Annotated in this window: 27 protein-coding genes; 1 reads left to right on the forward strand and 26 read right to left on the reverse strand. The window is 65.6% G+C overall.

Annotated elements, in window-relative coordinates; genetic code table 11:
• Positions 1-103: 103 nt before the first annotated feature.
• The 24 genes from ACZ1H8_RS20930 to thiE form a co-directional block, all read right to left on the reverse strand.
• Complete coding sequence (locus tag ACZ1H8_RS20930) at positions 104-373, reverse strand: DUF1467 family protein (protein ID WP_465179157.1); 270 nt, start codon at positions 371-373, stop codon at positions 104-106.
• A 4-nt stretch (positions 374-377) separates the two neighbouring features.
• Complete coding sequence (locus ACZ1H8_RS20935; RefSeq protein WP_465179159.1) at positions 378-2,018, reverse strand: ribonuclease J; 1,641 nt, start codon at positions 2,016-2,018, stop codon at positions 378-380.
• A 33-nt stretch (positions 2,019-2,051) separates the two neighbouring features.
• The gene (locus ACZ1H8_RS20940) at positions 2,052-2,843 is read right to left on the reverse strand and encodes a type III pantothenate kinase (RefSeq protein ID WP_465179161.1); all 792 of its coding nucleotides are present in this window, start codon (positions 2,841-2,843) and stop codon (positions 2,052-2,054) included.
• 14 nt (positions 2,844-2,857) lie between these two features.
• Positions 2,858-3,517: a biotin--[acetyl-CoA-carboxylase] ligase gene (locus ACZ1H8_RS20945; protein ID WP_465181442.1), complete on the reverse strand. Its 660-nt coding sequence runs from the start codon at positions 3,515-3,517 to the stop codon at positions 2,858-2,860.
• A 47-nt stretch (positions 3,518-3,564) separates the two neighbouring features.
• Positions 3,565-5,025 (reverse strand): NADH-quinone oxidoreductase subunit NuoN, encoded by a 1,461-nt coding sequence (gene nuoN / locus ACZ1H8_RS20950; protein WP_465179163.1) that lies wholly within the window; start codon positions 5,023-5,025, stop codon positions 3,565-3,567.
• The gene (locus ACZ1H8_RS20955) at positions 5,025-6,614 is read right to left on the reverse strand and encodes an NADH-quinone oxidoreductase subunit M (protein WP_465179165.1); all 1,590 of its coding nucleotides are present in this window, start codon (positions 6,612-6,614) and stop codon (positions 5,025-5,027) included. The genes nuoN and ACZ1H8_RS20955 overlap by 1 nt, the downstream gene beginning before the upstream one ends.
• Positions 6,615-6,618: 4 nt before the next feature.
• Entirely contained in the window at positions 6,619-8,715 is a 2,097-nt protein-coding gene (gene nuoL, locus ACZ1H8_RS20960; protein WP_465179166.1) for an NADH-quinone oxidoreductase subunit L, read from the reverse strand.
• Complete coding sequence (nuoK, locus tag ACZ1H8_RS20965) at positions 8,715-9,020, reverse strand: NADH-quinone oxidoreductase subunit NuoK (protein WP_465179167.1); 306 nt, start codon at positions 9,018-9,020, stop codon at positions 8,715-8,717. Before nuoK ends, nuoL begins: the two co-directional genes overlap by 1 nt.
• On the reverse strand, positions 9,017-9,628 hold the full coding sequence (locus ACZ1H8_RS20970) for an NADH-quinone oxidoreductase subunit J (RefSeq protein WP_465179168.1): 612 nt from the start codon (positions 9,626-9,628) through the stop codon (positions 9,017-9,019). Before ACZ1H8_RS20970 ends, nuoK begins: the two co-directional genes overlap by 4 nt.
• A 33-nt stretch (positions 9,629-9,661) precedes the next feature.
• Positions 9,662-10,147: an NADH-quinone oxidoreductase subunit NuoI gene (nuoI, locus tag ACZ1H8_RS20975; RefSeq protein ID WP_346245995.1), complete on the reverse strand. Its 486-nt coding sequence runs from the start codon at positions 10,145-10,147 to the stop codon at positions 9,662-9,664.
• Positions 10,144-11,196 carry an NADH-quinone oxidoreductase subunit NuoH gene (gene nuoH, locus ACZ1H8_RS20980; protein WP_465179169.1) on the reverse strand — a complete coding sequence of 351 codons (1,053 nt, stop codon included), beginning with the start codon at positions 11,194-11,196 and terminating at the stop codon, positions 10,144-10,146. Before nuoH ends, nuoI begins: the two co-directional genes overlap by 4 nt.
• Positions 11,193-13,211, reverse strand: coding sequence for an NADH-quinone oxidoreductase subunit NuoG (nuoG, locus tag ACZ1H8_RS20985; protein WP_465179171.1), 2,019 nt, complete (start codon positions 13,209-13,211; stop codon positions 11,193-11,195). Before nuoG ends, nuoH begins: the two co-directional genes overlap by 4 nt.
• The gene (gene nuoF, locus ACZ1H8_RS20990; RefSeq protein WP_465179172.1) at positions 13,211-14,515 is read right to left on the reverse strand and encodes an NADH-quinone oxidoreductase subunit NuoF; all 1,305 of its coding nucleotides are present in this window, start codon (positions 14,513-14,515) and stop codon (positions 13,211-13,213) included. The genes nuoG and nuoF overlap by 1 nt, the downstream gene beginning before the upstream one ends.
• An 88-nt stretch (positions 14,516-14,603) precedes the next feature.
• A complete protein-coding gene (locus ACZ1H8_RS20995) occupies positions 14,604-14,774 on the reverse strand; it encodes a hypothetical protein (protein ID WP_465179174.1) in 171 nt (56 codons plus the stop codon).
• A gap of 1 nt (position 14,775) precedes the next feature.
• Positions 14,776-15,444 (reverse strand): complex I 24 kDa subunit family protein, encoded by a 669-nt coding sequence (locus ACZ1H8_RS21000; protein WP_465179175.1) that lies wholly within the window; start codon positions 15,442-15,444, stop codon positions 14,776-14,778.
• Positions 15,444-15,782, reverse strand: coding sequence for a nuclear transport factor 2 family protein (locus ACZ1H8_RS21005; RefSeq protein ID WP_465179176.1), 339 nt, complete (start codon positions 15,780-15,782; stop codon positions 15,444-15,446). Before ACZ1H8_RS21005 ends, ACZ1H8_RS21000 begins: the two co-directional genes overlap by 1 nt.
• A complete protein-coding gene (locus ACZ1H8_RS21010; RefSeq protein ID WP_465181443.1) occupies positions 15,779-16,990 on the reverse strand; it encodes an NADH-quinone oxidoreductase subunit D in 1,212 nt (403 codons plus the stop codon). Before ACZ1H8_RS21010 ends, ACZ1H8_RS21005 begins: the two co-directional genes overlap by 4 nt.
• Positions 16,991-17,007: 17 nt before the next feature.
• Positions 17,008-17,919, reverse strand: a complete 912-nt coding sequence (locus ACZ1H8_RS21015) for an NADH-quinone oxidoreductase subunit C (RefSeq protein WP_465179177.1) — start codon at positions 17,917-17,919, stop codon at positions 17,008-17,010.
• Positions 17,916-18,455: a NuoB/complex I 20 kDa subunit family protein gene (locus ACZ1H8_RS21020; RefSeq protein WP_346245986.1), complete on the reverse strand. Its 540-nt coding sequence runs from the start codon at positions 18,453-18,455 to the stop codon at positions 17,916-17,918. The genes ACZ1H8_RS21015 and ACZ1H8_RS21020 overlap by 4 nt, the downstream gene beginning before the upstream one ends.
• A complete protein-coding gene (locus ACZ1H8_RS21025; RefSeq protein ID WP_465179178.1) occupies positions 18,446-18,820 on the reverse strand; it encodes an NADH-quinone oxidoreductase subunit A in 375 nt (124 codons plus the stop codon). Before ACZ1H8_RS21025 ends, ACZ1H8_RS21020 begins: the two co-directional genes overlap by 10 nt.
• A gap of 377 nt (positions 18,821-19,197) precedes the next feature.
• The gene (locus tag ACZ1H8_RS21030) at positions 19,198-20,013 is read right to left on the reverse strand and encodes an inositol monophosphatase family protein (RefSeq protein ID WP_465179179.1); all 816 of its coding nucleotides are present in this window, start codon (positions 20,011-20,013) and stop codon (positions 19,198-19,200) included.
• Between the two features lie 101 nt (positions 20,014-20,114).
• Positions 20,115-20,678: an elongation factor P gene (gene efp, locus ACZ1H8_RS21035; protein ID WP_465179180.1), complete on the reverse strand. Its 564-nt coding sequence runs from the start codon at positions 20,676-20,678 to the stop codon at positions 20,115-20,117.
• A 40-nt stretch (positions 20,679-20,718) separates the two neighbouring features.
• Positions 20,719-21,351 carry a M23 family metallopeptidase gene (locus tag ACZ1H8_RS21040; protein ID WP_465179181.1) on the reverse strand — a complete coding sequence of 211 codons (633 nt, stop codon included), beginning with the start codon at positions 21,349-21,351 and terminating at the stop codon, positions 20,719-20,721.
• Positions 21,352-21,455: 104 nt separating this feature from the next.
• A complete protein-coding gene (thiE, locus tag ACZ1H8_RS21045; RefSeq protein WP_465179182.1) occupies positions 21,456-22,148 on the reverse strand; it encodes a thiamine phosphate synthase in 693 nt (230 codons plus the stop codon).
• Positions 22,149-22,248: 100 nt separating this feature from the next.
• Here thiE and ACZ1H8_RS21050 point away from each other — a divergent pair, with 100 nt between their 5' ends.
• Positions 22,249-22,998 carry a DUF72 domain-containing protein gene (locus ACZ1H8_RS21050; protein ID WP_465179183.1) on the forward strand — a complete coding sequence of 250 codons (750 nt, stop codon included), beginning with the start codon at positions 22,249-22,251 and terminating at the stop codon, positions 22,996-22,998.
• Positions 22,999-23,023: 25 nt separating this feature from the next.
• Here the strand turns inward: ACZ1H8_RS21050 and ACZ1H8_RS21055 are convergent, their stop codons facing one another.
• Positions 23,024-23,401, reverse strand: coding sequence for a putative quinol monooxygenase (locus tag ACZ1H8_RS21055; RefSeq protein ID WP_465179184.1), 378 nt, complete (start codon positions 23,399-23,401; stop codon positions 23,024-23,026).
• Positions 23,401-24,315 (reverse strand): class I fructose-bisphosphate aldolase, encoded by a 915-nt coding sequence (locus ACZ1H8_RS21060; protein WP_465179186.1) that lies wholly within the window; start codon positions 24,313-24,315, stop codon positions 23,401-23,403. Before ACZ1H8_RS21060 ends, ACZ1H8_RS21055 begins: the two co-directional genes overlap by 1 nt.
• Between the last annotated feature and the right edge of the window lie 31 nt (positions 24,316-24,346).

Consider the following 24,346-nt stretch of genomic DNA (forward strand, 5'->3'; position numbering starts at 1 on the left):
AAGAAGGCCGGAACCCAGTGGATAAAGACCCTCGCGCTCACCGTAACTGGGCTCCGGCCTTCGCCGGAGAACAGTGACTATGCCCTAAAGCAGGGGACGCGCGTCACTGGCCGTGATTGACCCAGTCGAGCATCTCGGGCGTAACCCAGCCATAGACATAGTTGAGATAGAACAGCCCGAACAGGATCGCCGAGACGATCGTGGTGCGGATCAGCACCCGCTTCAGGCTGAAGTTGACCGGCGCGCTTTCCGCCTGGCCCGGCACCAGATCGGCCTGGGCCTCATGCGCGGTACGGACGCCGAACGGCAGCACCAGGAACACCGTCAGCGTCCAGAACAGCATGTAGATCGCCAGGGCCGACTGGAACTGCATGGCGTCAGACCCGGACGATCAGCACGTCGACGACCGGCTTCTTGCCGGTGAAGCGCGTCGCGCAGCGTCGTACGCCGAGGCGGAGCGCCTCGCGCAGCCGTTCCTCGCTCTTGCCGCGCTCTTCGCGCACCGCCTCGGCGGCCGCCTGCGCCGCCTGCTCGATGAAGCGGTCGCGATCCTCCTCGACCGGCACGCCCTGGACGCGCACCTCCGGCGCGCCCTTCAGCTTGCCCGAGCTGTCGATGGCGACCGCCACCGAGATCTGGCCATAGAGCGACAGGCGGCGGCGCTCGGCGATGGTCGTGCCGTCGGCCGGCAGGATGACGTCGCCGTCGAGCACCAGCCGCCCGGCTGCGATCTCGGTCAGCTTCTTCGGCTTGCCCGGGGCCAGACGGATCAGGTCGCCATTCTTCTGGACGACCGCCTGGGGCACGCCCTGTTCCTGCGCGAAGCGCGCCTGCTCGTGGATGTGGCGGGCCTCGCCATGCACCGGCAGGATGATCTCGGGCCGGATCCACTTGTACATCGCCGCCAGCTCGGGACGGCCGGGATGGCCGGAGACATGGACGAAGGCCTGACGGTCGGTGATCATCTCGACCCCGGCATCGGCGAGGACGTTCATGATCCGCCCGATCGCGATCTCGTTGCCCGGGATCTGGCGTGACGAGAAGACGACGCGGTCGCCCTGGCTGAGCTTCAGCGCATGCGTGCCGTCGGCGATGCGCGCCAGCGCAGCGCGCGGCTCGCCCTGGCCGCCGGTCGCGACGATCAGCACGCGACTGGGCGGCAGGGTCATCGCCGTGTCGAAATCGATCGTGTCGGGAAAGTCGCGCAGATAGCCGGTCTGCTTGGCGACGCGCAGAATCCGGTCGAGCGAGCGCCCCGCGACGCAGAGCTGGCGCCCCGTATCGATCGCCGCCTGGCCCAGCGTCTGCAGCCGCGCTGCGTTGGAGGCGAAGGTGGTGACGAGCACCCGGCCCTTGGCCGATCGGATGACCTCGTCGATGCCCTCGCGCACCTCGGCCTCCGACCCCGATGCCTCGGGATTGAAGACGTTGGTCGAATCGCACACCAGCGCGAGGATACCGTCATCGCCGATCGCGCTCAGTTCCTCGGCGGTCGAGGAGCCGCCGAGCGCCGGAGCATCGTCCAGCTTCCAGTCGCCGGTGTGGAAGATCCGCCCATAGGGCGTCTCGATCAGCACCGCATTGCCCTCGGGAATCGAGTGGGCCAGCGGAACGTAGCGCAGCCCGAACGGGCCGATCTGGAACGGCTGTTCGTCATCGACGATGTTCAGCTCGACCCGGTCCTCGATCCCCTCCTCTTCCAGCTTGCCGCGGATCAGGCCCGCGGTGAACGGCGTGGCATAGAGCGGGACGCCCAGGTCGCCGGCGAGATAGGGTAAGGCACCGATATGATCCTCATGCCCATGGGTCAGCACGATGCCGAGCAGGTCGTCGAGACGCTCCTCGATGAATTGCAGGTCGGGCAGGATCACGTCGACGCCGGGATATTCCGGCGTGCCGAAGGTGATGCCGCAATCGACCATCAGCCATTTGCCCTGGGTGCCGTAGAGATTGACGTTCATGCCGATCTCGCCGGAGCCGCCGAGCGCGAGAAAGAGAAGTTCGTTACCGGGAGTCACTGTTTTCCTGTCTATTCTTTCGCCAGCCGACGCTCATCCGGCGCCATGGCTGCGTTCCCAGAGCATTGCGAGGCCCTGGATGGTAAGGTCATGTTCGACCATGTCGAACACATCGGTGTGTTTTTCGAAAAGGACGGCGAGGCCGCCGGTGGCGATCACCTTGGCCGGGCGTCCGATCTCGGCCTTGGTCCGCGCCAGCAGCCCCTCGATCATCGCTACATAACCCCAGAAGATGCCAATATGCATCTGGTCGACCGTGTTGCGGCCGATCACGCTGGCGTCGCGCGGCGCCTCGATCGCGATGCGCGGCAGCTTCGCCGCGGCGCTGACCAGCGCGTCGAGCGACAGGTTGATGCCGGGAGCGATCACCCCGCCCTTATAGGCGCCGCGGAAATCGACCACGTCGAACGTCGTGGCGGTGCCGAAATCGATGATGATCAGGTCGCCCGGATGATTGGCATGCGCCGCGATGACGTTCAGCGCACGATCGGCGCCGAGATTGTTCGGCTCCTCGACGTCCAGTGGGAAGCCCCATTGCGCCGCGCCCTTGCCCGCGATCACCGCTTCGGTGCGGAAATATTTGCTCGCAAGCACTTCCAGATTGTGGAGCGCGCGCGGCACGACCGTACCGACGATCACCGCGGTGACGTCGCTGCGCTCATAGCCTTCGAGCGCCAGCAACTGGCTGAGCCAGACGGCATATTCGTCTGCGGTGCGGCGCGGGTCGGTGGCAATCCGCCAGCGGGCGCGGATTTCCCGGCCAGCCTCGACATCGACCAGCGCGAAAACGATATTGGTATTGCCGGCATCGATCGCAAGCAGCATGGATCCGGCCCTTCTCAGATCAGGAACACGTCGGCAGCGTGAATGACATGACTGGTGCCGTCGGCCAAGCGAAGGATGAGCGCGCCATCGCGGTCCAGTCCGCCGAACAGCCCGTCCATTGCGCTACCGTCCGCGAGGCGTGCGGTCAGCGCCGTCCCCGCCCGATGCGCTCGCGCCAGCCAGTGATCGCGCACGGGCGCCAGCCCCTCGCCGCGCCAGCGCGCGACCCAGCGTTCCAGGCTCTCGGCCAGCGTTTCGGCAAAAAGCTGCGGATCGGGCGGTTCGATCCCCTGCCCCGCCAGGCTGGTGACGGGCCGCTCGAGCCCGTCCGGGTGATGCGCCAGGTTCACGCCGAAGCCGATGATTACTGCGTCGCCCACGCGCTCCAGCAATATCCCTGACAGCTTCGCCCCGCCGATCAGCAGGTCGTTGGGCCATTTGAGCATCGCCCCGCTGGGCAGGAATACGCGAACCGCCTCTTCCAGCGCGACCGCGGCGACCAGCGCCAGCGTCGCCGGCGTCGGATCGGTCGAACGCAGCCGGATCAGCGTGCTGGCGAACAGATTGCCGGGGGGAGACTCCCACGCCCGCCCCTGTCGCCCCTTGCCGGCGGTCTGGCGATCCGCCCGCAGCCACACGCCCTCGGGCGCGCCGGTGCGGGCGAGATCGGCCAGATCGGCGTTGGTCGATCCCGTCTCGGCGACGGTACGGACGCGCTCGCTCAGAACAGCGACCGTGCCGCCAGCATGGTGAAGGCGGACAGCGACGACAGGCCGATCAGGCCGATCGGCGAGATCGCCGCTGCGGTCAGGACGATCAGGCCGCCCTCGACCGGGCCCGGCGTGCCCTCGAACTTCGGCGCGGCGGCATCGAAATACATCCGCTTGACGATGCTGAGATAATAATAGGCGCCCGGAACCGAGCCGATGATGCTGATCACCGCGAGCCAGAACAGGTTCGCCTCGACCGCGGCGTTGAACACCGCCAGCTTCGAGAAGAAGCCGAGCAGCGGCGGGATGCCCGCCAGCGCGAACATGAAGATCGCCAGCGCCAGCGCCAGACCGGGACGGGTGGTCGACATGCCCGACAGGCTGTCGATCGTCTCGACCTGCTGCCCGTGGGAATCGCGCATCTGCAGCACGATCAGGAAGCAGCCCAGCGTCATCACGACATATACCGCCATGTAGAACAGCACGCCGGCGACGCCCGCCTGCGATCCGGCCGCCAGGCCGATCAGCGCGAAGCCGACATTGTTGATCGAGGAATAGGCGAGCAGCCGCTTGATGTTCTTTTGGCCGATGGCGCCGAACGCACCCCAGATGATCGAGACCAACGCCGCGAACACGACGATCTGACGCCAGTCCGCGATTGCCGGGCCCATCGCGTCGATCGCGACGCGGACTGCCATCGCCATCGCCGCCATCTTCGGCGCGCTTGCAAAGAACGCCGTTACCGGGGTCGGAGCGCCTTCATAGACGTCCGGCGTCCACATGTGCATCGGCGCGGCCGAGATCTTGAACGCCAGGCCGGCGAACACGAACACCAGACCCACGAGCAGACCGATCGAGCGACCGCCCTCACCCGCTGCCGCGGCATAGGCCTCGGCAATGCCGGAGAAGATCGTGGTGCCGCTGAAGCCATAGACCAGGCTGATGCCGTACAGCAGCATCCCCGAGGCGAGCGCGCCGAGGACGAAATATTTCAGGCCGGCTTCGGCCGAACGACCATCACGGCGCATGAAGCTGGCCAGCACATAGGCGGCAAGGCTCTGCAGTTCGAGACCGACATAGAGGGTGAGCAGGTCGGACGCCGACACCATCATGCCCATGCCGGCGGTCGAGAGCAGCATCAGCACCGGATATTCGGGACGCAGGTCGTCGCCCGAGGTGCGCTGGAAGAAGCCCGGCGCGATCAGGATGCAGACTGCGGCGGCGATGTAGATCACGCCCTTCGAGAAGGCGGCGAACATGTCCGCGCGGTAAAGCCCGTCAAAGGCGGTGCCGCCGGCCGAGGCCGGACCGAACAGCGCGATGAACGCGCCGACCAGGATGGCGACCGCGGCATAGCTGACCGACCGGGACGAGCCCTGCCCGCCCCATGCGGCGACGAGCATCAGCAGGATCGCGCCCAGACCGAGAATGATCTCGGGCAGGGTCATTGCGAGCTGGAGCGAATAGGACATCAATGCGTCTCGGTCTTTGCGGCGGGTTCGCCGTGAGCGGCTGCAGGAGCCGCGCCATGATGGTCGCCATGAGCGGCCTTGGCGGCTGCGGGGTTGCCCGGGGTCGGCTGCGAGTCACCCGCGGGGCGGGCACGCTCGATCCGTTCGACCAGGCGCGCGACGTCGGGGCGCATCGGCTTCATGAAGCTTTCCGGATAGACGCCCATCCACAGCACCACGGCGGCGATCGGCGCCAGCGTCAGCAGCTCGCGACGGTTCAGGTCGGGCATTGCCCGGACATCGTCCTTCGTCAGGTCGCCGAACGCGACCCGGCGATAGAGCAGCAGCATGTATGCGGCGCCCAGGATGATGCCCGTCGTGCCGATCAGCGTAATCGTCGTCGACACCTGATAGGTGCCGGCCAGCGCCAGGAACTCGCCGACGAAGTTGCTGGTGCCCGGCAGGCCGACCGCGGCCATGGTGAACAGCAGGAACAGCACGGCATATTTCGGCATGTTGATCGCAAGGCCGCCGTAGCGGTCGATCTCGCGGGTGTGCAGCCGGTCATAGATGACGCCGACGCACAGGAACAGCGCGCCCGACACCAGCCCGTGGCCCAGCATCACCATCATCGCGCCCTCAATACCCTGCGCATTGAAGGCGAACAGGCCCATGGTCACGATCGCCATGTGCGCGACCGACGAATAGGCGATCAGCTTCTTCATGTCGCTCTGAACGAGCGCGACGAGGCTGGTATAGACCACCGCGACCGCAGACAGGGCGAAGATCAGCCAGGTGAATTGTGCCGAGGCTTCGGGGAACATCGGCAGCGAGAAGCGCAGGAAGCCATAGCCGCCCAGCTTCAGCAGCACGCCGGCCAGGATGACCGAACCTGCCGTCGGCGCCTGAACGTGCGCGTCGGGGAGCCAGGTATGGACCGGCCACATCGGCATCTTCACCGCGAACGAGGCGAAGAAGGCGAGCCATAGCCAGGTCTGGACCTCTGGCGGGAAGTCATAGGCCATCAGCGTCGGAATGTCCGACGTGCCCGCGACGTTGATCATGTACAGCATCGCGATCAGCATCACGAGCGAGCCGAGCAGCGTGTACAGGAAGAACTTGTACGAGGCGTAGATGCGGTTCACCCCGCCCCAGATGCCGATGATCAGGTACATCGGGATCAGGCCGGCTTCGAAGAAGATGTAGAACAGTAGCATGTCCTGCGCGGCGAAGGTGCCGATCATCAGCACTTCGGTCAGCAGGAAGGCGGCCATATATTCCGGCACGCGCTTCTCGATCGACTGCCAGCTGGCCAGGATGCAGATCGGCATCAGGAACACGCTGAGCATGATCAGCATCAGCGCGAAGCCGTCGATGCCCAGCGCCCAGGCGAAGCTGCCGAACACCGGATAATTCTCGACGAACTGCCACTGCGCGGCATGCAGGCCCTGGTCGAAGCTGGCCCAGAGCAAAGCGCCCAGCACCAGATCGATCAGCGTGGCCGCCAATGCGATCCAGCGTGCCCGCTCGGCATCGACGAAGATGCAGGCCACCGCCGCCAGGGCGGGAATGGCGAGCATCACGGAGAGGATGGGGAAACCGTCAAACATCGGGTCAGCCCACCATGAACCAGGTGATGGCCGCAGTGAGGCCGATCAGCATGACGAACGCATAGCTATAGACATATCCAGATTGCAGGCGGACCGCGCCGACGCTGCCCAGCTGGACCAGCCTGGCGAGCCCGTTGGGCCCGAACCGGTCGATGGTACCCTCGTCGCCGCGCTTCCACAGGAAGCGGCCGATCGCCTGGGCAGGCTTCACGAACACCACATTGTAGAGTTCGTCGAAATACCATTTGTTCAGCAGGAACAGGTACAGCGGACGGAAGGCGTCGGCGAACTTCGCGGGGAAGTCCGGGTTCTTCACATAGGCCAGCCAGGCGATCAGCAGGCCGCTGACCATGGCGATGGTGGCGGACAGCTTCACCAGCGTCGGCACCTCGTGCATCGCGTGCATCAGGTGCGTGTCGAACGCCAGCGCACCGCGCCAGAACTCGGCACCGGTCTCCGCCTCGATGAAGAAGCCGTGGAACACGAAGCCGGCGGCGATCGCACCGATCGTCAGGACCAGCAGCGGGATCAGCATGACCAGCGGGCTTTCGTGCGGGTGATAGCCCGCCGTGCCGGTGACCGGGCCATGATGATGGCTATGGTCGTGGTCGTGCGCATGACCGTGCGCATCCTCGTGCGGCGCGTGGCCGGCATCTTCCTGTGACGGATCGTCATGGTGATGGCCATGATCGTGGACCGCGTGCTGGATATGCTCCGAGCCGGCCCAGCGCGGCGCGCCGAAGAAGGTCAGGAACACCAGCCGCCAGCTGTAGAAGCTGGTGAGCAGTGCGACGCCGACGCCGACCCAGAAGGCGCTGGGATAGCCGGCAGCCCAGGCCGCCTCGATGATCGCGTCCTTCGAGTGGAAGCCCGCAAAACCGATGGCGAGATGGTTGCCGAACACCGCCGGGATGCCCAGGCCGGTGATCGCGAGCGTGCCCGCGGTCATCGTCCAGAAGGTGATCGGGATGTGCTTACGCAGCCCGCCATAATAGCGCATGTCCTGCTCGTGGTGCATCGCATGGATCACCGAGCCGGCACCCAGGAACAGCAGCGCCTTGAAGAAGGCGTGGGTGAACAGGTGGAACATCGCCGCACCGTACGCGCCGACGCCGGCGGCGAAGAACATGTAGCCCAGCTGCGAACAGGTCGAATAGGCGATCACGCGCTTGATATCGGTCTGCGTCGTGCCGACCGTCGCGGCGAACAGGCAGGTCGCGGCGCCGACAAAGGTCACCACGCCCTGCGCCACGATGCTCGTCTCGAACATCGGCGACAGGCGGCAGACCATGAACACGCCCGCGGTCACCATGGTGGCCGCGTGGATCAGCGCCGACACCGGGGTCGGGCCTTCCATCGCGTCGGGCAGCCAGGTGTGCAGGCCAAGCTGCGCCGACTTGCCCATCGCGCCGACGAACAGCAGCAGGCACAGCACCGTGATCGTGTCGAAGCGCATGCCCAGGAAGCCGATCGTCGACCCCGCCATGCCCGGCGCTGCGGCCAGGATCTCGGGGATCGAGATCGTGCCGAACACCAGGAAGGTGCCGAAGATGCCGAGCATGAAGCCGAGATCGCCGACGCGGTTGACGACGAACGCCTTCATCGCCGCGGCGTTCGCGCTGGGCTTCTTGAACCAGAAACCGATCAGCAGATAGCTGGCGAGACCGACGCCTTCCCAGCCGAAGAACATCTGGACCAGATTGTTCGCGGTCACGAGCATCAGCATCGCGAAGGTGAACAGCGACAGATAGGCGAAGAAGCGCGGCTGGTCCGGATCCTCGCTCATATAGCCCCAGCTATAGAGGTGGACGAGCGCCGAGACGCTGGTGATCACCACCAGCATCACCGCGGTCAGCGCGTCGACCCGCAGCGCCCACTGGACGTTCATCTCGCCCGAGATGATCCAGGTGAAGGCGGGCGCCACATCCGCATCGGCACCGCCGAGGAAGCGGATGAAGATTACCCAGGACAGGGCGCAGGCGACGAACAGCGCGCCGGTGGTCACGAGCTTCGGGAAGGTGATCCCGAACGCCTTGTTCGACAGGCCCCCGATCGCCGCTGCGAGCAGCGGGAGGAGGACGATGAAATGAATCGCCGACATCAGCCCTTCATCCGATTGACGTCGTCGACCGCGATCGTGCCGCGGCCGCGGAAATAGATGACGAGGATGGCGAGGCCGATCGCGGCCTCACCTGCGGCAACGGTGAGCACGAACATCGCGAACACCTGGCCCACCAGATCCTGAAGCTGTGCCGAAAAGGCGACGAAGTTCAGGTTCACGGCCAGCAGGATGAGCTCGATCGCCATCAGGATGATGATCAAATTCTTCCGGTTCATGAAGATGCCGAGCACGCCCAGCGTGAAGAGAATGGCCGAGACGACCAGATAATGGGTGATGCCGATCACAGCTCGACCCCCTGCCCCACGGGCTGATTGACCTTGCGCACGGCGTCCTTCGAACGGCGGTTGATCTGACGGTTGATGTTCTGCTTGTGCACGTCGCCGCGCTGGCGGTGCGTCAGCACGATCGCCCCGATCATCGCGACGAGCAGGACCAGGCCCGCACCCTCGAAGATGAACAGGTAGCGGGTGTAGAGCAGGCGCCCGACCGCCTCGATGTTCGGCACGGCGCCCTCGATCGGCGCGATGCGGCGACCCAGTTCGAGACCGCCCGCCGAATAGGCGCCGATCGCGATGACGATCTCGGCCGCCAGCGCGACGGCCAGCGCCAGGCCGACCGCGGCATAGCGCATCACGCCGGCACGCAACTCGGCGAAGTCGATGTCGAGCATCATGACGACGAACAGGAAGAGGACCGCGACCGCGCCGACATACACGATGACCAGCAGCATCGCGATGAACTCGGCACCGGCCAGCACCATCAGCCCCGCGGCGTTGAAGAACGCCATGATGAGCCAAAGCACCGAATGGACCGGGTTGCGCGACAGGATCGTCAGCGCCGCGGATGCGACGACGACGATGGCGAACAGGTAGAAGGCTAGAACCTGGATCACGGAATCGAACGGCCCCTGAGAATTGGCGTGCGCTTAACGGTACGGTGCATCGGCGGCAAGGTTCGCGGCGATTGCGCGCTCCCAGCGGTCGCCGTTCGCGAGCAGCTTGTCCTTCTGATAGATCAGCTCCTCACGGGTTTCGGTCGCGAATTCGAAATTCGGTCCCTCGACGATCGCATCCACCGGGCATGCCTCCTGGCACAGGCCGCAATAGATGCACTTGGTCATGTCGATGTCGTAGCGCGTCGTGCGGCGGCTGCCGTCGTCGCGCGGCTCGGCCTCGATCGTGATCGCCAGCGCCGGACACACCGCCTCGCACAGCTTGCACGCGATGCAGCGCTCTTCGCCATTGGGATAGCGGCGCAGCGCATGCTCGCCGCGGAAGCGGGGCGAGATCGGGTTCTTCTCGTACGGATAGTTGATCGTCGCCTTGGGCTTGAAGAAATACTTCAGCGTAAGGGCATGCGCCTTGACGAACTCCCACAGCGTGAACGACCGGATGGTCTGGGCGATACTCATGCGGCAAATCCAACCCGGGTGGCCATGAGGTACCCGGAAACGAGGAACACGAAGAACAGCGACAGAGGGAGGAAGATCTTCCAGCCCAGCCGCATCAGCTGGTCATAGCGGTAGCGCGGGACGGTGGCCTTCACCCAGCTGAAGCAGAAGAAGAAGAACAGGATCTTTGCGAACAGCCAGAGGATGCCCGGCACGTAATAGAGCGGCGCCCAGTCGAACGGCGGCAGGTAGCCACCCCAGAACAGCGTCGCGTTCAGCGTGCACATCAGGATGACGTTTGCATATTCGCCCAGCCAGTAGAGCGCGAACGACATCGACGAATATTCGGTCTGATAGCCGGCGACGAGCTCGGACTCGGCCTCGGTCAGGTCGAACGGGGCGCGCTGCGTCTCGGCCAGCGACGAGATGAAGAACACCACCGCCATCGGGAACAGCAGCGGGTTGAACCCGAAACCGTTGAGGAAGCCGAGCACATGGCCCTGCTGCTGACCGACGATGACCGACAGGTTGAAACTGCCCGACCACAGCACGATCGCGATCAGGACGAAGCCGATCGAGACTTCATAGCTGACCATCTGCGCCGCGGCGCGGATCGCCGAGTAGAAGGGATATTTCGAGTTCGACGCCCAGCCGGCCAGGATGATGCCGTACACGCCGAGCGACGAGGCCGCGAGCACGTAGAGCAGGCCGACATTGATGTTCGACAACATCACGCCCGCCTGGAACGGCACCACCGCCCAGACGATCAGCGCGACCGTGAAGGTGATGATCGGAGCCAGGATGAACAGCCCGCGATTGGCGCCCGACGGGATGATCGTTTCCTGCAGGAACACCTTCAGGCCGTCGGCGAAGGACTGGAGCAGGCCGAGCGGACCGACCACGTTCGGGCCGCGGCGCAGCGCCATCGCCGCCCAGATCTTGCGATCGGCATAGATGATCATCGCCACCGCCAGCATCAGCGGCAGTGCGATCAGCAGGATGCCCGCGATCGTCGCGATCAGCCAGGCCGCCTCGAACGGAAGTCCGAGCCATTCAAAAAACGCGGTCACTCCGCCGCCTCCGCAAAGTCTTCGCCGTGGATCAGTTCAGCCGAGCAGCGCTGCATCGTCGGGCTCGCACGGCAGATGGCGTTGGTGAGATAGAAGTCCTTGACCGGATAGGCGACCTCGCCGCTGGCCGAGCTCGCCAGGCTGGGCGGCGCCCAGTCGTAACGGACAAGACCCTCCTGCCCCAGTTCGGGAACGTCGGACGCCATCGCCGCGCGCAGCTCGACCAGGCTGTCGAACGGCAGCGTCCGGCCGATCTTGTCGGACAGCGCGCGCAGGATCGTCCAGTCCTCGCGGGCATCGCCCGGGGCATAGACGGCGCGATCGGCGCGCTGCACCCGGCCTTCCAGGTTCACATAGGTGCCCGGCTTCTCGGCATAGGTCGCACCCGGCAGGATGACGTCGGCATGGTGTGCGCCGGCATCGCCGTGATGGCCGATATAGACCTTGAAGCTGCCGGCGAAGGCGCTGAAATCGACTTCGTCGGCGCCCAGGAAGAAGGCGAGCTTCGGCGACGCTGCAACGATGTCGGCAATGCCGCCCTTCTGCGCATAGCCGAGCATCAGCCCGCCCATCCGCGCCGCGGCCAGGTGAACGACATTATAGCCGTTCCACGCCGCCTCGGTCTCGGCCGCGTCGCGCATGAAGCCCTCGGCCATCGCCAGCGTCGGGCCGTGGCCGTCCTTCAGCGCGCCCGGGCCGACGATCAGCACCGGCTTCTTCGCCGCGTCGATCGCCTCGGCCGCACGGTCGGGCAGCTTGCCCAGCAGGCCGAGATCGTTGCCCAGCCATTCGACCTTGTAGGTCAGGTCGGTCTCGGGCCCGATCGCGAAGACGCGCGCGCCCTTCTTGATCGCCTTGCGCACGCGGGTGTTCACCAGCGGCGCTTCCCAGCGCAGGTTGCTGCCCACCAGCAGGATCGCATCGGCATCCTCGATGCCTGCGATCGTCGTGTTGAACGCGACCGCGCCCAGATTGCTGGTGTCATAGGCCATGCCGGTCTGGCGGCCTTCGAGCAGGGTCGAGCCCATCGACGCCACCAGCGCCTTGGCGGCGTACATCGTCTCGCAATCGACCAGGTCACCGGCGATCGCCGCGACGCTCGCGCCGACGGTCTTCGCCACCGCCGCGATCGCTTCGAACGCCTCGTCCCAGCTTGCCTCGACCAGCTTGCCGTCCTTGCGGACATAGGGCTTGTCCAGGCGGCGGCGCGACAGGCCGTCGACATGGTGGCGCGTCTTGTCGTGCGCCCATTCCTCGTTGACGTCCTCGTTGATGCGCGGCAGCGCGCGCAGCACGGCGCGGCCGCGGCTGTCGAGGCGGATATTGGTGCCGACCGCGTCGCTGACGTCGATCGACAGCGTCTTCTTCAGCTCCCACGGACGCGCCTCAAACGCATAGGGCTTCGAGGTGAGCGCACCGACCGGGCACAGGTCGACGACATTGCCCGAAAGCTCACTGGTCACCGCCTTTTCGAGATAGGAGGTGATCTGCATGTCCTCGCCGCGATAGATCGCACCGATCTCTTCCACGCCGGCGACTTCCTCGGCGAAGCGCACGCAGCGGGTGCACTGGATGCACCGGGTCATGACCGTCTTCACGATCGGACCCATATACTTCTCGGTCACCGCACGCTTGTTTTCGGTGTAGCGCGAATGGCCGCGGCCATAGGCGACCGACTGGTCCTGCAGGTCGCACTCGCCGCCCTGGTCGCAGATCGGGCAGTCAAGCGGGTGATTGATCAGCAGGAATTCCATCACGCCTTCGCGCGCGGCCTTGACCATCGCGCTGTCGGTGCGGACTTCCTGATTGTCAGCGGCGGGCAGCGCGCAGCTTGCCTGCGGTTTGGGCGGTCCGGGCTTCACCTCGACCAGGCACATGCGGCAATTGCCGGCGATCGACAGCCGCTCGTGATAGCAGAAGCGCGGAATTTCCTTGCCCGCGGCCTCGCAGGCCTGGAGCACGGTGGCGCCGGCGGGGACCTCGACTTCGATACCGTCGACTTTAAGCTTTGGCATTACTCTGCCGCCTCTTGGAATGCGGTGTCGCCGCCGCCGTTGCGCTCGACGATGCGGCGCTCCAGTTCGGGACGGAAATGACGGATCAGGCCCTGGATCGGCCATGCGGCCGCGTCGCCCAGCGCGCAGATGGTGTGGCCCTCGACCTGCTTGGTCACCTGGAACAGCGTGTCGATCTCGCTGATGTCGGCGTCGCCGGTGCGCAGCCGCTCCATCACGCGCCACATCCAGCCGGTGCCCTCGCGGCACGGCGTGCACTGGCCGCAGCTCTCATGCTTGTAGAAATAGCTGATCCGGCTGATCGCCTTCACGATGTCGGTGGACTTGTCCATGACGATGATCGCCGCGGTGCCCAGGCCCGACCCGACGCCGCGCAGGCCGTCGAAGTCCATCGGACAGTCCATGATCTGCTCGGCCGGCACCAGCGGCACCGACGATCCGCCGGGGATCACCGCCAGCAGATTGTCCCAGCCGCCGCGGATGCCGCCGCAATGCTTCTCGATCAGCTCGCGGAACGGGATCGACATGGCCTCCTCGACCACGCACGGCTTCTCGACATGGCCCGAGATCTGGAAGAGCTTGGTGCCCTTGTTGTTCTCCGCGCCGAAGCTGGCGAACCATTCGGGCGAACGGCGCAGGATCGTCGGCACGACCGCGATCGATTCGACATTGTTGACCGTCGTCGGGCAGCCATACAGGCCCGCACCCGCCGGGAATGGCGGCTTCAGTCGCGGCTGGCCCTTCTTGCCCTCGAGGCTTTCCAGCATCGCGGTCTCTTCGCCGCAGATATAGGCGCCGGCGCCGCGGTGGACGAACACGTCGAAGTCATAGCCCGACTTGCAGGCGTTCTTGCCGATCAGGCCGGCGTCATAGGCTTCCTTGACCGCCGCGAACAGCGTCTCGGCCTCGCGGATATATTCGCCGCGGATATAGATATAGGCGGCGCGCGCGCGCATCGCGAAGCCGGCGACCAGCGCGCCCTCGATCAGCTTGTGCGGATCGTGACGGATGATCTCGCGGTCCTTGCACGAACCCGGCTCGGACTCGTCGGCATTGATCACCAGGAAGTTCGGACGATCGGGACGCGGCTCCTTCGGCATGAAGCTCCACTTCATGCCCGTCGGGAAGCCGGCGCCGCCGCGGCCGCGCAGGCCCGACGCCTTGATCCGGTCGATGATCGTGTCGTTGCCGATCTCCAGCAGCGCCTTGGTCTGATCCCAGTCGCCACGCCCCATCGCGGCCTTCAGCCCCCAGGGCTGATAGCCGTACAGATTGGTGAAGATGCGGTCCTTGTCCGCCAGCATTAGTTCTTGCCCTTCCTGGCAGTGATCCCGGCGAAGATCGCGACAAGGGATCCGATGAAGACGACCGCCAGTGCGATCCAGACCGGGTTCATCGACCAGGCCCCTTCTTCACGAACAGCAGATAGATGCCGACCGCGACCGCAATCAGCAGCAGCGGGCCGATCAGCGCGAACGTCACCCGCAGCACCCAGCCCAGCACTACCAGGCCACCGATGATGGCCAGGACCGTGACGATCAGGTTCTTGTTCTCGGCGTTCATCCTACCACTCCGTCCGATAGTCGTGGTTCGCGTCGACCATCGCGGTCAGCGTGGTGGGACCGCCCACCGGCTCGACCGTATGGCGACCCGGCTCCTGCGTGCCGGCCTTGGGCGTCTCGCCCTTCGCCAGCGCGTCGAGGATCGCGAGCGTGCGATCGTAGGTCAGATCCTCGTAATTGTCGTCGTTGATCTGGACCATCGGTGCCGACGAGCAATTGCCCATGCACTCGACCTCGGTCAGCGTGAACAGCCCGTCCTCGGTCGTGTGGCCCTTCTTCAGCCCACGCGCCTTGCACGCCTCGAACACATCGTCCGACCCGCGCAGCCAGCACGGCGTCGTGCCGCACACCTGGACATGGAAGCGACCGACCGGGTGCAGGTTGAACATCGTGTAGAAGCTCGCGACTTCCAGCACGCGGATATAGGGCATGCCCAGTTCCGCGGCGACGAACTCCATCACCGGAATCGGCAGCCAGCCCTGGGTCTGCGTCTCCGCACCCACCTGGCGCTGCGCCAGGTCGAGGAACGGGATCGAGCAGGACTGCTGCCGGCCTGCCGGATAGCGTGCCAGGATTTCCTGAGCCTTGGCCGCATTCTCCGCGGTCCAGGCGAACGCACCCCAGCGCTCGCGAAGCTCCGGCGTATCGAGAAGAGGGGGTTTCTCAGCCATCAGCGAATGAACTCCACCCGATCGACCTTGTCGTCGGTGAAAGAATAGATCGACATCACCTCGAACGGCTCGGCATCGGCCGAGCGCGACACACGCTCGTGCAGGACCACCGTCTCGCCCAGGGCATAGGAGCCGAGGATCTCGGCCCGGTTCTCCGGAAACTGGGCGAACATGTCGGCCAGGCCAGAGCGGACGCCTTCACGCCCCTCGCGCAGCACCGCGCCGCGATAGGTCGCCTCGCACGCGCCATCGGTCATCAGCGCGACATAGCCATCGGGATCCTGCGCATTGTAGCGCTCGATCATGGCCGTCGCCGTCGCGATGCGCGCCTCGCTCACCGGTCGCACTCCCCGAACACGATGTCGAGCGCACCCAGGATGGCAGTGGTGTCGGCAAGCATGTGGCCGCGCGACATGAAGTCCATCGCCTGGAGGTGGCTGAACGCCGTCGGACGGATCTTGCAGCGATACGGCTTGTTGGTGCCGTCGCTGACCAGATACACGCCGAACTCGCCCTTCGGGCTCTCGGTCGCGACATATACCTCGCCCGCGGGGACGTGATAGCCTTCCGAATAGAGCTTGAAGTGATGGATCAGCGCTTCCATCGACTGTTTCATCTCGCCGCGCTTGGGCGGGCCGACCTTGCGGTCGAGCGTCATGACCGGGCCTTCGGGCATCTGCGCCAGGCACTGCTTCATGATCCGCGCGGACTGATAGACTTCCTCGACGCGCACCATGAACCGGTCATAGCAATCGCCGCGGGTGCCGACGGGAACGTCGAACTCCATCCGGTCGTACACGTCATAGGGCTGCGACTTGCGGATATCCCAGGGGATGCCCGCGCCGCGGATCATCGGGCCCGAAAAGCCCCATTTGATCGAATCCTCGCGGCTGACGACCGCGATGTCGACGTTGCGCTGCTTGAAGATGCGGTTCTCGGCCACCAGGCTGATGGCGTCGCCGAACAGCTGCGGCAGGCGGGTGTCCAGCCATTCGCCGATATCGGTCAGCAGCTTCAGCGGCACGTCCTGATGGACGCCGCCGACGCGGAAATAATTCGCGTGCATGCGGGCGCCCGAGGCGCGCTCGAAGAAGTTGAGGCAGTCCTCGCGGATCTCGAACATCCACAGGTTCGGCGTCATCGCGCCGACGTCCATCACATGCGAACCGAGGTTCAGCATGTGATTGCAGATGCGGGTCAGCTCGGCGAAGAACACGCGCAGATACTGGGCGCGCAGCGGCACTTCCAGGTCGAGCAGCTTCTCGACCGCCAGCACATAGCTGTGCTCCATCGCCAGCGGCGAGCAATAGTCGAGCCGGTCGAAATAGGGCAGCGCCTGCTGATAGGTCTTGTACTCGATCAGCTTCTCGGTGCCGCGATGCAGCAGGCCGACATGCGGATCGAGCCGCTCGACGATCTCGCCGTCCAGCTCCATCACCAGACGCAGCACGCCGTGCGCCGCGGGATGCTGCGGGCCGAAGTTGATCGTGTAGTTCTGGATCTCGACGTCGGTGGGCGGATTCTCCGGTCCACCACGTTCCATCATGCCCTGAACGGTATCGGTCATTGGTTCTGGCCCTTGCCCTTGGTCGGAACCACGTCGGGATCCTTGGGCTTCCTGCTGCGCTTCGGCTTCGGCTCAGCCTTGCCCTCGCCGGTATCGGCCGGACTGTCGTCGGTCTTGGCCGTCTTCGCGCTCGGTTCGACATCCTTGGTTGCGGCTTCATCGGCCTTGACCACATCGTCGGCGGTCACCGGCGTCGGCGCACCCTTTTCCTGGGGAACGGGCGGCGGCGGCGGTGCGGCGGGGGTCGGCGCAGGCGCAGGCTTGCCCTGCGGCGTATCGCCCGGCCCCGTCCCGGCAGCCTTCTCGTCGCCCGGCAGGATATAGGCGGCGCCTTCCCACGGGCTCATGAAGTCGAAATTGCGGAAGTCCTGCGCCAGCTTGACCGGCTCATAGACCACGCGCTTCGCTTCTTCCGAATAGCGCAGCTCGACGAACCCGGTCAGCGGGAAGTCCTTGCGCTGCGGATGCCCCTGGAACCCGTAGTCGGTCAGGATGCGGCGCAGGTCGGTATTGCCCGAGAAGAGCACGCCGTACATGTCGTACACTTCGCGCTCGAGCCAGCCGGCGACCGGCCAGATTCCCGTTACCGACGGAACCGGCTTCACGTCATCGGTAATGACGCGGACGCGGATGCGGTGGTTGCGGGTGAGGCTGAGCAGCATGTAGCACACGTCGAACCGCTCTTCGCGGTCGAGATAATCGACCCCGGCGATTTCCATGCACTGCTGATATTCCAGGCCCGGCGTGTCGCGCAGCGCGATCATCGCCTCCACCAGCCGGGGCCGGTCGACCGTGAGCGTCACTTCGCCGACCGCATCGAGCGTGTCGACCAGCATGTCGCCGAGCGCAGCCTTCGCCGCGTCGATCACGCCGTCATTGGCGGCGTATCTGGGTGCGGGTGCCTTCACCGTTCGATCGTCCCCGAGCGGCGGATCTTCCGCTGCAGCTGCATGATGCCGTACAGCAGCGCCTCGGCAGTCGGCGGACAGCCGGGGACATAGATGTCCACCGGAACGATCCGGTCGCAACCGCGAACGACGCTGTAGCTATAATGATAATAGCCGCCGCCATTGGCGCACGACCCCATCGAGACGACATATTTCGGCTCGGACATCTGGTCGTACACGCGGCGCAGCGCCGGTGCCATCTTGTTGCACAGCGTGCCGGCGACGATCATCACGTCCGACTGGCGCGGCGACGCGCGCGGTGCGGCACCGAAGCGCTCCATGTCGTAGCGCGGCATGTTGACGTGGATCATCTCGACCGCGCAGCAGGCGAGGCCGAACGTCATCCACCACAAAGAGCCGGTACGCGCCCACTGGAACAGCTCCTCGGTCGAGGTGACCAGGAAGCCCTTGTCATTGAGCTCGGCGTTGATGTCGTTGAGGAAGCCGACATCCGGAAGCGTGCCCGGAGGCGGTGCCTGCGTCAGATCTACTCCCAATCTAGGGCTCCCACTTTCCAGGCGTAAACGAGGCCGAGCGTCAGCTCGGCGATGAAGACCATCATCGAGATCCAGGCGACCCAGCCCAGATCGAACACCGACACCGCCCACGGAAACAGGAAGGCAGCTTCGAGGTCGAAGATGATGAAGAGGATCGCGACGAGGTAGAAGCGCACGTCGAACTGACTGCGCGAATCCTCGAACGCGGGGAAGCCGCACTCATATTCGGTGAGCTTCTCCGGGGTCGGCTTGTGCGAGCCGGTGAGCCGGCTGACCACCATCGGCAGGAACACGAACGCGCTGGAAAGCACGAGCGCAATGCCGAGGAACAGCAGGATCGGCAGATATTGCGAAAGGTCGATCAATGTCTCTTCTCGCGAGTGCGGAATCTGAGGCGGCTTTAGGACTCTGAACCCCGGGACGCAACGCCTGCAGCCATGAGAATGACTCGCAACTATGGACAGGTTAGGATCCAGCTGGTCGGTGCCTCGGGCAAACACAGTCCATCGGTGTCTCCGGCAAGCGTCCCCGGCGCACCATGCCGCGTTCCGGCGGAGGCCGGAGCCCAGCCGCGAAAGCCCTTTGGGCTCTCGCGAGACGTCGCGCCCCGCGTCGCTGGGCTCCATCCCGATAGCCCCGCCCTGCCATGACCACGAAAAACCCGGCGCTGGCCGAGCCAGCGCCGGGTGTTCATGCAGCGGCCCTGAAGCGCACCGACAGTAGGCAGCCCCCCGCCGCCGCCTCAGCGCAGCGCGTTGGCGACCAGCTTGTGCAGCTTGGAATGGAGGGCGTCGTTCGCCGCCAGGAACTGGTTGCGCTGCATCGCCATGTCCTGGCCGCGGAAATCGGTGACGAAGCCGCCGGCTTCCTTGATCAGCAGCATGCCGGCCGCGACGTCCCACGGCTTCAGATCGGCTTCCCAGAAGCCGTCGAACCGCCCCGCTGCGACCCAGGCCAAGTCGAGCGCGGCCGAGCCCAGCCGGCGGATGCCCGCGACTTCCGGCGCGACCGCACCGAAAATGCGGCTCCACTGGGCGAAATTGCCATGGCCCAGGAACGGGATGCCGGTCGCGATCAGCGCCTCGTCGAGATGGCGGCGCGACGACACGCGCAGCCGCTGGTCCTGCAGCCAGGCGCCGCGGCCCTTTTCGGCCCAGAAGCTCTCGTCGGTCAGCGGCTGATAGATATAGCCGTGAGTGATCTCGGGCTTGCCCTGCGCCCCGTGCGGATCCTCGACCGCGACCGAGATCGCGAAATGCGGGATGCCGTGAAGGAAGTTGCTGGTGCCGTCGAGCGGATCGATGATCCAGCGCGGCTTGTCGGGATCGCCGGCGATCTCGCCGCGCTCCTCGACCAGGAAGCCCCAGTCGGGACGCGCCTTCTGGAGTTCCTCGATCATCGTGTCTTCGGCGCGCTTGTCGGCGATCGACACGAAGTCGGCGGGACCCTTGCGGCTCACCTGGAGGTGCTGGACCTCGTTGAAGTCACGCCGCAGCCGCGGGCCGGCCTTGCGGCAGGCGCGTTCGATGACGGTGATGATGCCGGAATGCGAAACCAAGGATAGTCTCCCGCTTCCCCTGGGAAGCGCTGGGGTGGCCGCCCGCTCGGCGCGGACGAAACGCCGCAGGGGCGAGCACCATGGCCCGCCCCGACGGTCAATCAGTCCGCGCGGCGGACGTAGGTCTGTTCGTAGACGTCGACGACGATACGGGTACCGCTGGCGATATGCGGCGGCACCATCACGCGCACGCCATTCTCGAGCAGCGCGGGCTTGTAGCTGGACGAAGCGGTCTGGCCCTTCACCACGGCATCGGCCTCGACGATCGTCGCTTCGATCGTGTCGGGCAGCTGCACGTTGATCGGATCCTCGTCATACAGCTCCATCACCACGTCCATGCCGTCCTGCAGGAACGCCGCAGCATCACCGAGCAGGTCGCGCGGCAGCGTGATCTGGTCGTAGGTTTCCTTGTCCATGAAGGTCAGGACATCGCCGTCGGCGAACAGGAATTGGAAGTCCTTGGTGTCGAGGCGCACGCGCTCGACCGTTTCGGCGGAGCGGAAGCGGACATTGTTCTTGCGGCCGTCGCGCAGGTTCTTCAGCTCGACCTGCATATAGGCGCCGCCCTTGCCGGGCTGGGTGTGCTGGATCTTGACCGCACGCCAGATGCCGCCTTCATATTCGATGATATTGCCGGGACGGATGTCCACGCCGCTGATCTTCATGGGATCGTGCCTGTAGCTTGAGAAAGAGCGAGGCGGCCCTTTAGCTTCCCGCGCCGCCCGGGGCAAGCATCAGCATCGGACAGGGGTTGACCGGCTCGCCCTGCGACCAGCGTTGCTCGGGGGTCATCCGCGAAACGCCGAAGTGCAGATGGAAATTGCCGGCGCCGGCATTGCCGGTATCGCCGACATAGCCGACCACATCGCCGGCACGCACCCATTTCCCTTCCTGAAGTCCGGGTGCGTAGCCCTGGAGATGGGCGTAATAATAGCTCCACAGGCGATCGGGCGAGCGGACGTACAGGCTGATCCCGCCGCCGCCTTCGGAAAAGAACAGCTTCTCGACCTGCCCGTCGGCCGCCGCGACGACGGGCGTGCCGCCGGGTGCCATCACGTCGCACCCTTCATGCGCCCGCGTCCCGTCGCCGCGCGGGTCGCCATAATTGTCGGTGATCTGCGACCGCTCCACCCCCGACACCGGAACGGTGAGCGAGGCCGCGCCCGCAGGCTGCGCGCCCGATCGCGCGGGCGCCGCGCTCGCGGAAGCCGTCGCCGGCGAGGGATGCGGCGTCGGCTGTGCCGCGGGCGTTTCGGCGGGCACGATCCGGATCATCGAGGCTGCCATGATGACCAGCCCGCCTGCACCAATCGCGGTGATCAGCGTGCTCGCCTTCACGGGCGGATCCGGGTGGAACAGCGCGGGTGAGACATCGGCACAGGCTCCGGCAGGGATCGGTTCACCTGCACAACGACCTTGCGACCGATTCTATCCGGCGCGGATCATCCCAGCAACTCGGCGAACGCCCTGACCGCCTTTTCCTCGTCGCCGCCCCAGACGGAATTCGCGACCGCAAGGAAGTCGGCCCCCGCCGCGATCAGCGGCACGGCATTGTCCGGGGTGATGCCGCCGATCGCGACGCAGGGGATTTCGAACAAGGTGGTCCACCACGACAGGATCGCCGGCTCGGGGCGATGCTGCACGTCCTTGGTCGTTGTCGGGTAGAAGGCGCCGAACGCGACATAATCGGCGCCCGCCTCACCCGCTTCCATCGCCAGGTGGCGGCTGTCGTGACAGGTCACGCCGATCTGCGCCTCCGGCCCCAGCATCGCCCGCGCCTCACGCGGATCGCCATCGCCCTGCCCCAGATGAACGCCATCAGCGCCCAGACGCTTGGCCAGTGACATGCTGTCATTGACGATGAACGCGACCTGATGGTCGGCGCAGATCCGCCGCAGCGGCTCGGCCAGGCGTGCCGCCTCATGCTGGTCAACGCCCTTCACCCGGAACTGGAACGCAGCCACCGGCCCCGCCCCAAGCGCACGCTTCAGTCGCTCATCGAACCCGCCGGTCACGTCCTGCGGAGAGATCAGATAGAGCTGGCACGGCGGCCGGCGATCGTCGCGCTTGAAAGTGGCGGCGAACTCGGCCGCGATCTCTGGGGTGAATTCGGGAGCATCGTCATCGTCGATCATCCCGCCCCAATCGCCCGCATCGCAAATCGACGCAAGGGGCCGATCCTTCCTGCCCCGACTGCGTTGAGCCCCGACCTTGGTTCGCACCGTCGGAGATCGGATGAAACCGCCCCTTCCCGCTCCCGTCCGCATCGGCTGTTCCGGCTGGAATTATCGCCACTGGCGCGGCAGCTTCTATCCCGAGACGCTGCCGATGAAGCGCTGGTTCGACTATTATGCCGAGCAGTTCGACACGGTCGAGATCAACAACAGCTTCTACCGCCTGCCCAAGGCGGAGACGCTCGATGCCTGGCGCGAGCAGGCACCGGAGGGGTTCTGCTATGCGGTGAAGGCCAACCGGTTCCTGACCCTGGCGAAGAAGCTGAAGGATTGCGAGGAACCGCTGGCGCGGATGATGGCGCCGGTTCGTCACCTCGGTGACGCGCTGGGACCGTTGCTGTTCCAGCTGCCGCCGCGGTTTCGGGTCAATCTGGAGCGGCTCGAAGCGTTTCTCGGCCTGCTGCCCCAGGACGTGCGAGCGGTCTTCGAGTTTCGCGACGCCAGCTGGTATTGCGACGCCGTCTTCGAGCTGCTCGACCGCTATTCGGCGGGGTTCTGCGTGCATGACATGCCGGGGCTGGAAAGTCCGCGGCTGGCCACCGGGCCGCTGGCCTATCTGCGCTTCCATGGCGGCGGCGGGAAATATCAAGGCCGCTACCGCGACGCGGTGCTGCGGGACTGGGCCGACTGGATCGCCGGCGAAGCCCGAAGCGGCCGACCGGTCTGGGTCTATTTCAACAACGACATCGACACCGCCGCGATTCCCGACGCGCAGACGCTCCGCGCGATGGTGCGTCAGACGCTCGGCTAGGCAGTTATACGATCGTACAACAGGATCAGCCTACGATCGGACGGGTCTCGATCTGGCTCTCGAAGCCGGCGATCATCGGCCGCCCTTCGGCGATCGCCGCCTGGACTTCGGGCAGCTTCAGCGAGTCCGCGTGATGCTGCTTCGTTTCCCACACTTCGGTGATCCAGATGCCGTCGGCATCCTTCACATCCTCGGCGATGAGATAGGCCTGGCAGCCGGGCATCGAGCGGGTACCCTTGCTGAGGATCGCGATCAGCTCGGCACGCTTGCCCGGCTGGGCCTTCATCTTGCCGATCAGGCCATAGCGTTCGGTGTCATCCATCCCCGCGATCTCCCCGGCCCAGGATGGGCCGCCCAGCACCGTCAGCGCAAGGCCGGCGAGCACCGGGCGGCGCGATACCATTATTCCTCGCCCTTGTAGATGCGGACGAGCTTGTCGAGCATCGCCATTGCCTCGCCGCGCTCGCGCTGGAAGGTGTTGCGGCCGATGATCGAACCGTTGCCGCCGCCGTCGCGGATGTCGATCGCGTCCTGATAGACCGCGTCGGTGCCCTTGGCAGCGCCGCCGGAGAAGACGACGATGCGGCGCCCGGCGAAGCAGGACTGGACGACGTGGCGCACGCGGTCCGATTGCTTCGACCAGTCGGTGCCCTCATAGGACTTCTGCGCGTCCTTCTGCTCGATATGGTCGCTGGGCAGCTTCACCTTGATGATGTGCGCACCGAGCAGCGCCGCCATGTGCGCGGCATAGGCGCCGACGTCGAGCGCAAGCTCGCCCGACTTGGGCAGGATGCCGCCGCGCGGATAGGACCAGATGACGGTGGCGATACCAACCGACTTGGCCTGGGCCGACAGTTCGCGGATCTCCTCCATCATGTCGAAGACGTCGTCGCTGCCCGGATAGATGGTGAAGCCGATCGCCGAGCAGCCGAGGCGCAGCGCGTCATCGACCCCGCCGGTCACCGCCTGGTTGGCGCCGCTGGCCCAGCTGTTCGAGCTGTTGACCTTGAGGATGGTCGGGATCTGGCCGGCAAAGGTCCCTGCCCCGGCTTCGAGCATGCCGAGCGGCGCGGCATAGGCGCTGAGCCCTGCGTCAATCGCGAGCTGGAAATGATAATGCGGGTCATAGGCCGGCGGGTTGACCGCGAAGCTGCGCGCCGGGCCATGTTCGAAGCCCTGGTCGACCGGCAGGATAATCAGCTTGCCGGTGCCGCCCAGCCGCCCCTGCATCAGGATGCGGGCGAGGTTCGCCTTCACGCCCGGGTTGTCGGACTCGTAATTGTCGAGAATGGCCTTGACGACGGGCGTGATGCTCATTGGGATCCCCTGATTCGGTCGGATGGACCGG

Source organism: Sphingomonas sp. BL-S-25, assembly GCF_055521555.1.

Bases quoted from the DNA above. Each gene is read 5' to 3' on its own strand.
- thiE (WP_465179182.1), bottom strand. From the start codon at position 22,148: ATGATCGACGATGACGATGCTCCCGAATTCACCCCAGAGATCGCGGCC.
- nuoG (WP_465179171.1), bottom strand. From the start codon at position 13,211: ATGCCAAAGCTTAAAGTCGACGGTATCGAAGTCGAGGTCCCCGCCGGC.
- ACZ1H8_RS20940 (WP_465179161.1), bottom strand. From the start codon at position 2,843: ATGCTGCTTGCGATCGATGCCGGCAATACCAATATCGTTTTCGCGCTG.
- nuoI (WP_346245995.1), bottom strand. From the start codon at position 10,147: ATGAGTATCGCCCAGACCATCCGGTCGTTCACGCTGTGGGAGTTCGTC.
- ACZ1H8_RS20955 (WP_465179165.1), bottom strand. From the start codon at position 6,614: ATGTTTGACGGTTTCCCCATCCTCTCCGTGATGCTCGCCATTCCCGCC.
- ACZ1H8_RS20995 (WP_465179174.1), bottom strand. From the start codon at position 14,774: ATGAACGCCGAGAACAAGAACCTGATCGTCACGGTCCTGGCCATCATC.
- ACZ1H8_RS21010 (WP_465181443.1), bottom strand. From the start codon at position 16,990: ATGATGGAACGTGGTGGACCGGAGAATCCGCCCACCGACGTCGAGATC.
- efp (WP_465179180.1), bottom strand. From the start codon at position 20,678: ATGAAGATCAGCGGCGTGGACATCCGTCCCGGCAATATCATCGAATAT.
- ACZ1H8_RS21055 (WP_465179184.1), bottom strand. From the start codon at position 23,401: ATGGTATCGCGCCGCCCGGTGCTCGCCGGCCTTGCGCTGACGGTGCTG.
- ACZ1H8_RS21000 (WP_465179175.1), bottom strand. From the start codon at position 15,444: ATGGCTGAGAAACCCCCTCTTCTCGATACGCCGGAGCTTCGCGAGCGC.
- ACZ1H8_RS21050 (WP_465179183.1), top strand. From the start codon at position 22,249: ATGAAACCGCCCCTTCCCGCTCCCGTCCGCATCGGCTGTTCCGGCTGG.
- nuoL (WP_465179166.1), bottom strand. From the start codon at position 8,715: ATGTCGGCGATTCATTTCATCGTCCTCCTCCCGCTGCTCGCAGCGGCG.
- nuoN (WP_465179163.1), bottom strand. From the start codon at position 5,025: ATGTCCTATTCGCTCCAGCTCGCAATGACCCTGCCCGAGATCATTCTC.
- ACZ1H8_RS20930 (WP_465179157.1), bottom strand. From the start codon at position 373: ATGCAGTTCCAGTCGGCCCTGGCGATCTACATGCTGTTCTGGACGCTG.
- ACZ1H8_RS21060 (WP_465179186.1), bottom strand. From the start codon at position 24,315: ATGAGCATCACGCCCGTCGTCAAGGCCATTCTCGACAATTACGAGTCC.
- nuoF (WP_465179172.1), bottom strand. From the start codon at position 14,515: ATGCTGGCGGACAAGGACCGCATCTTCACCAATCTGTACGGCTATCAG.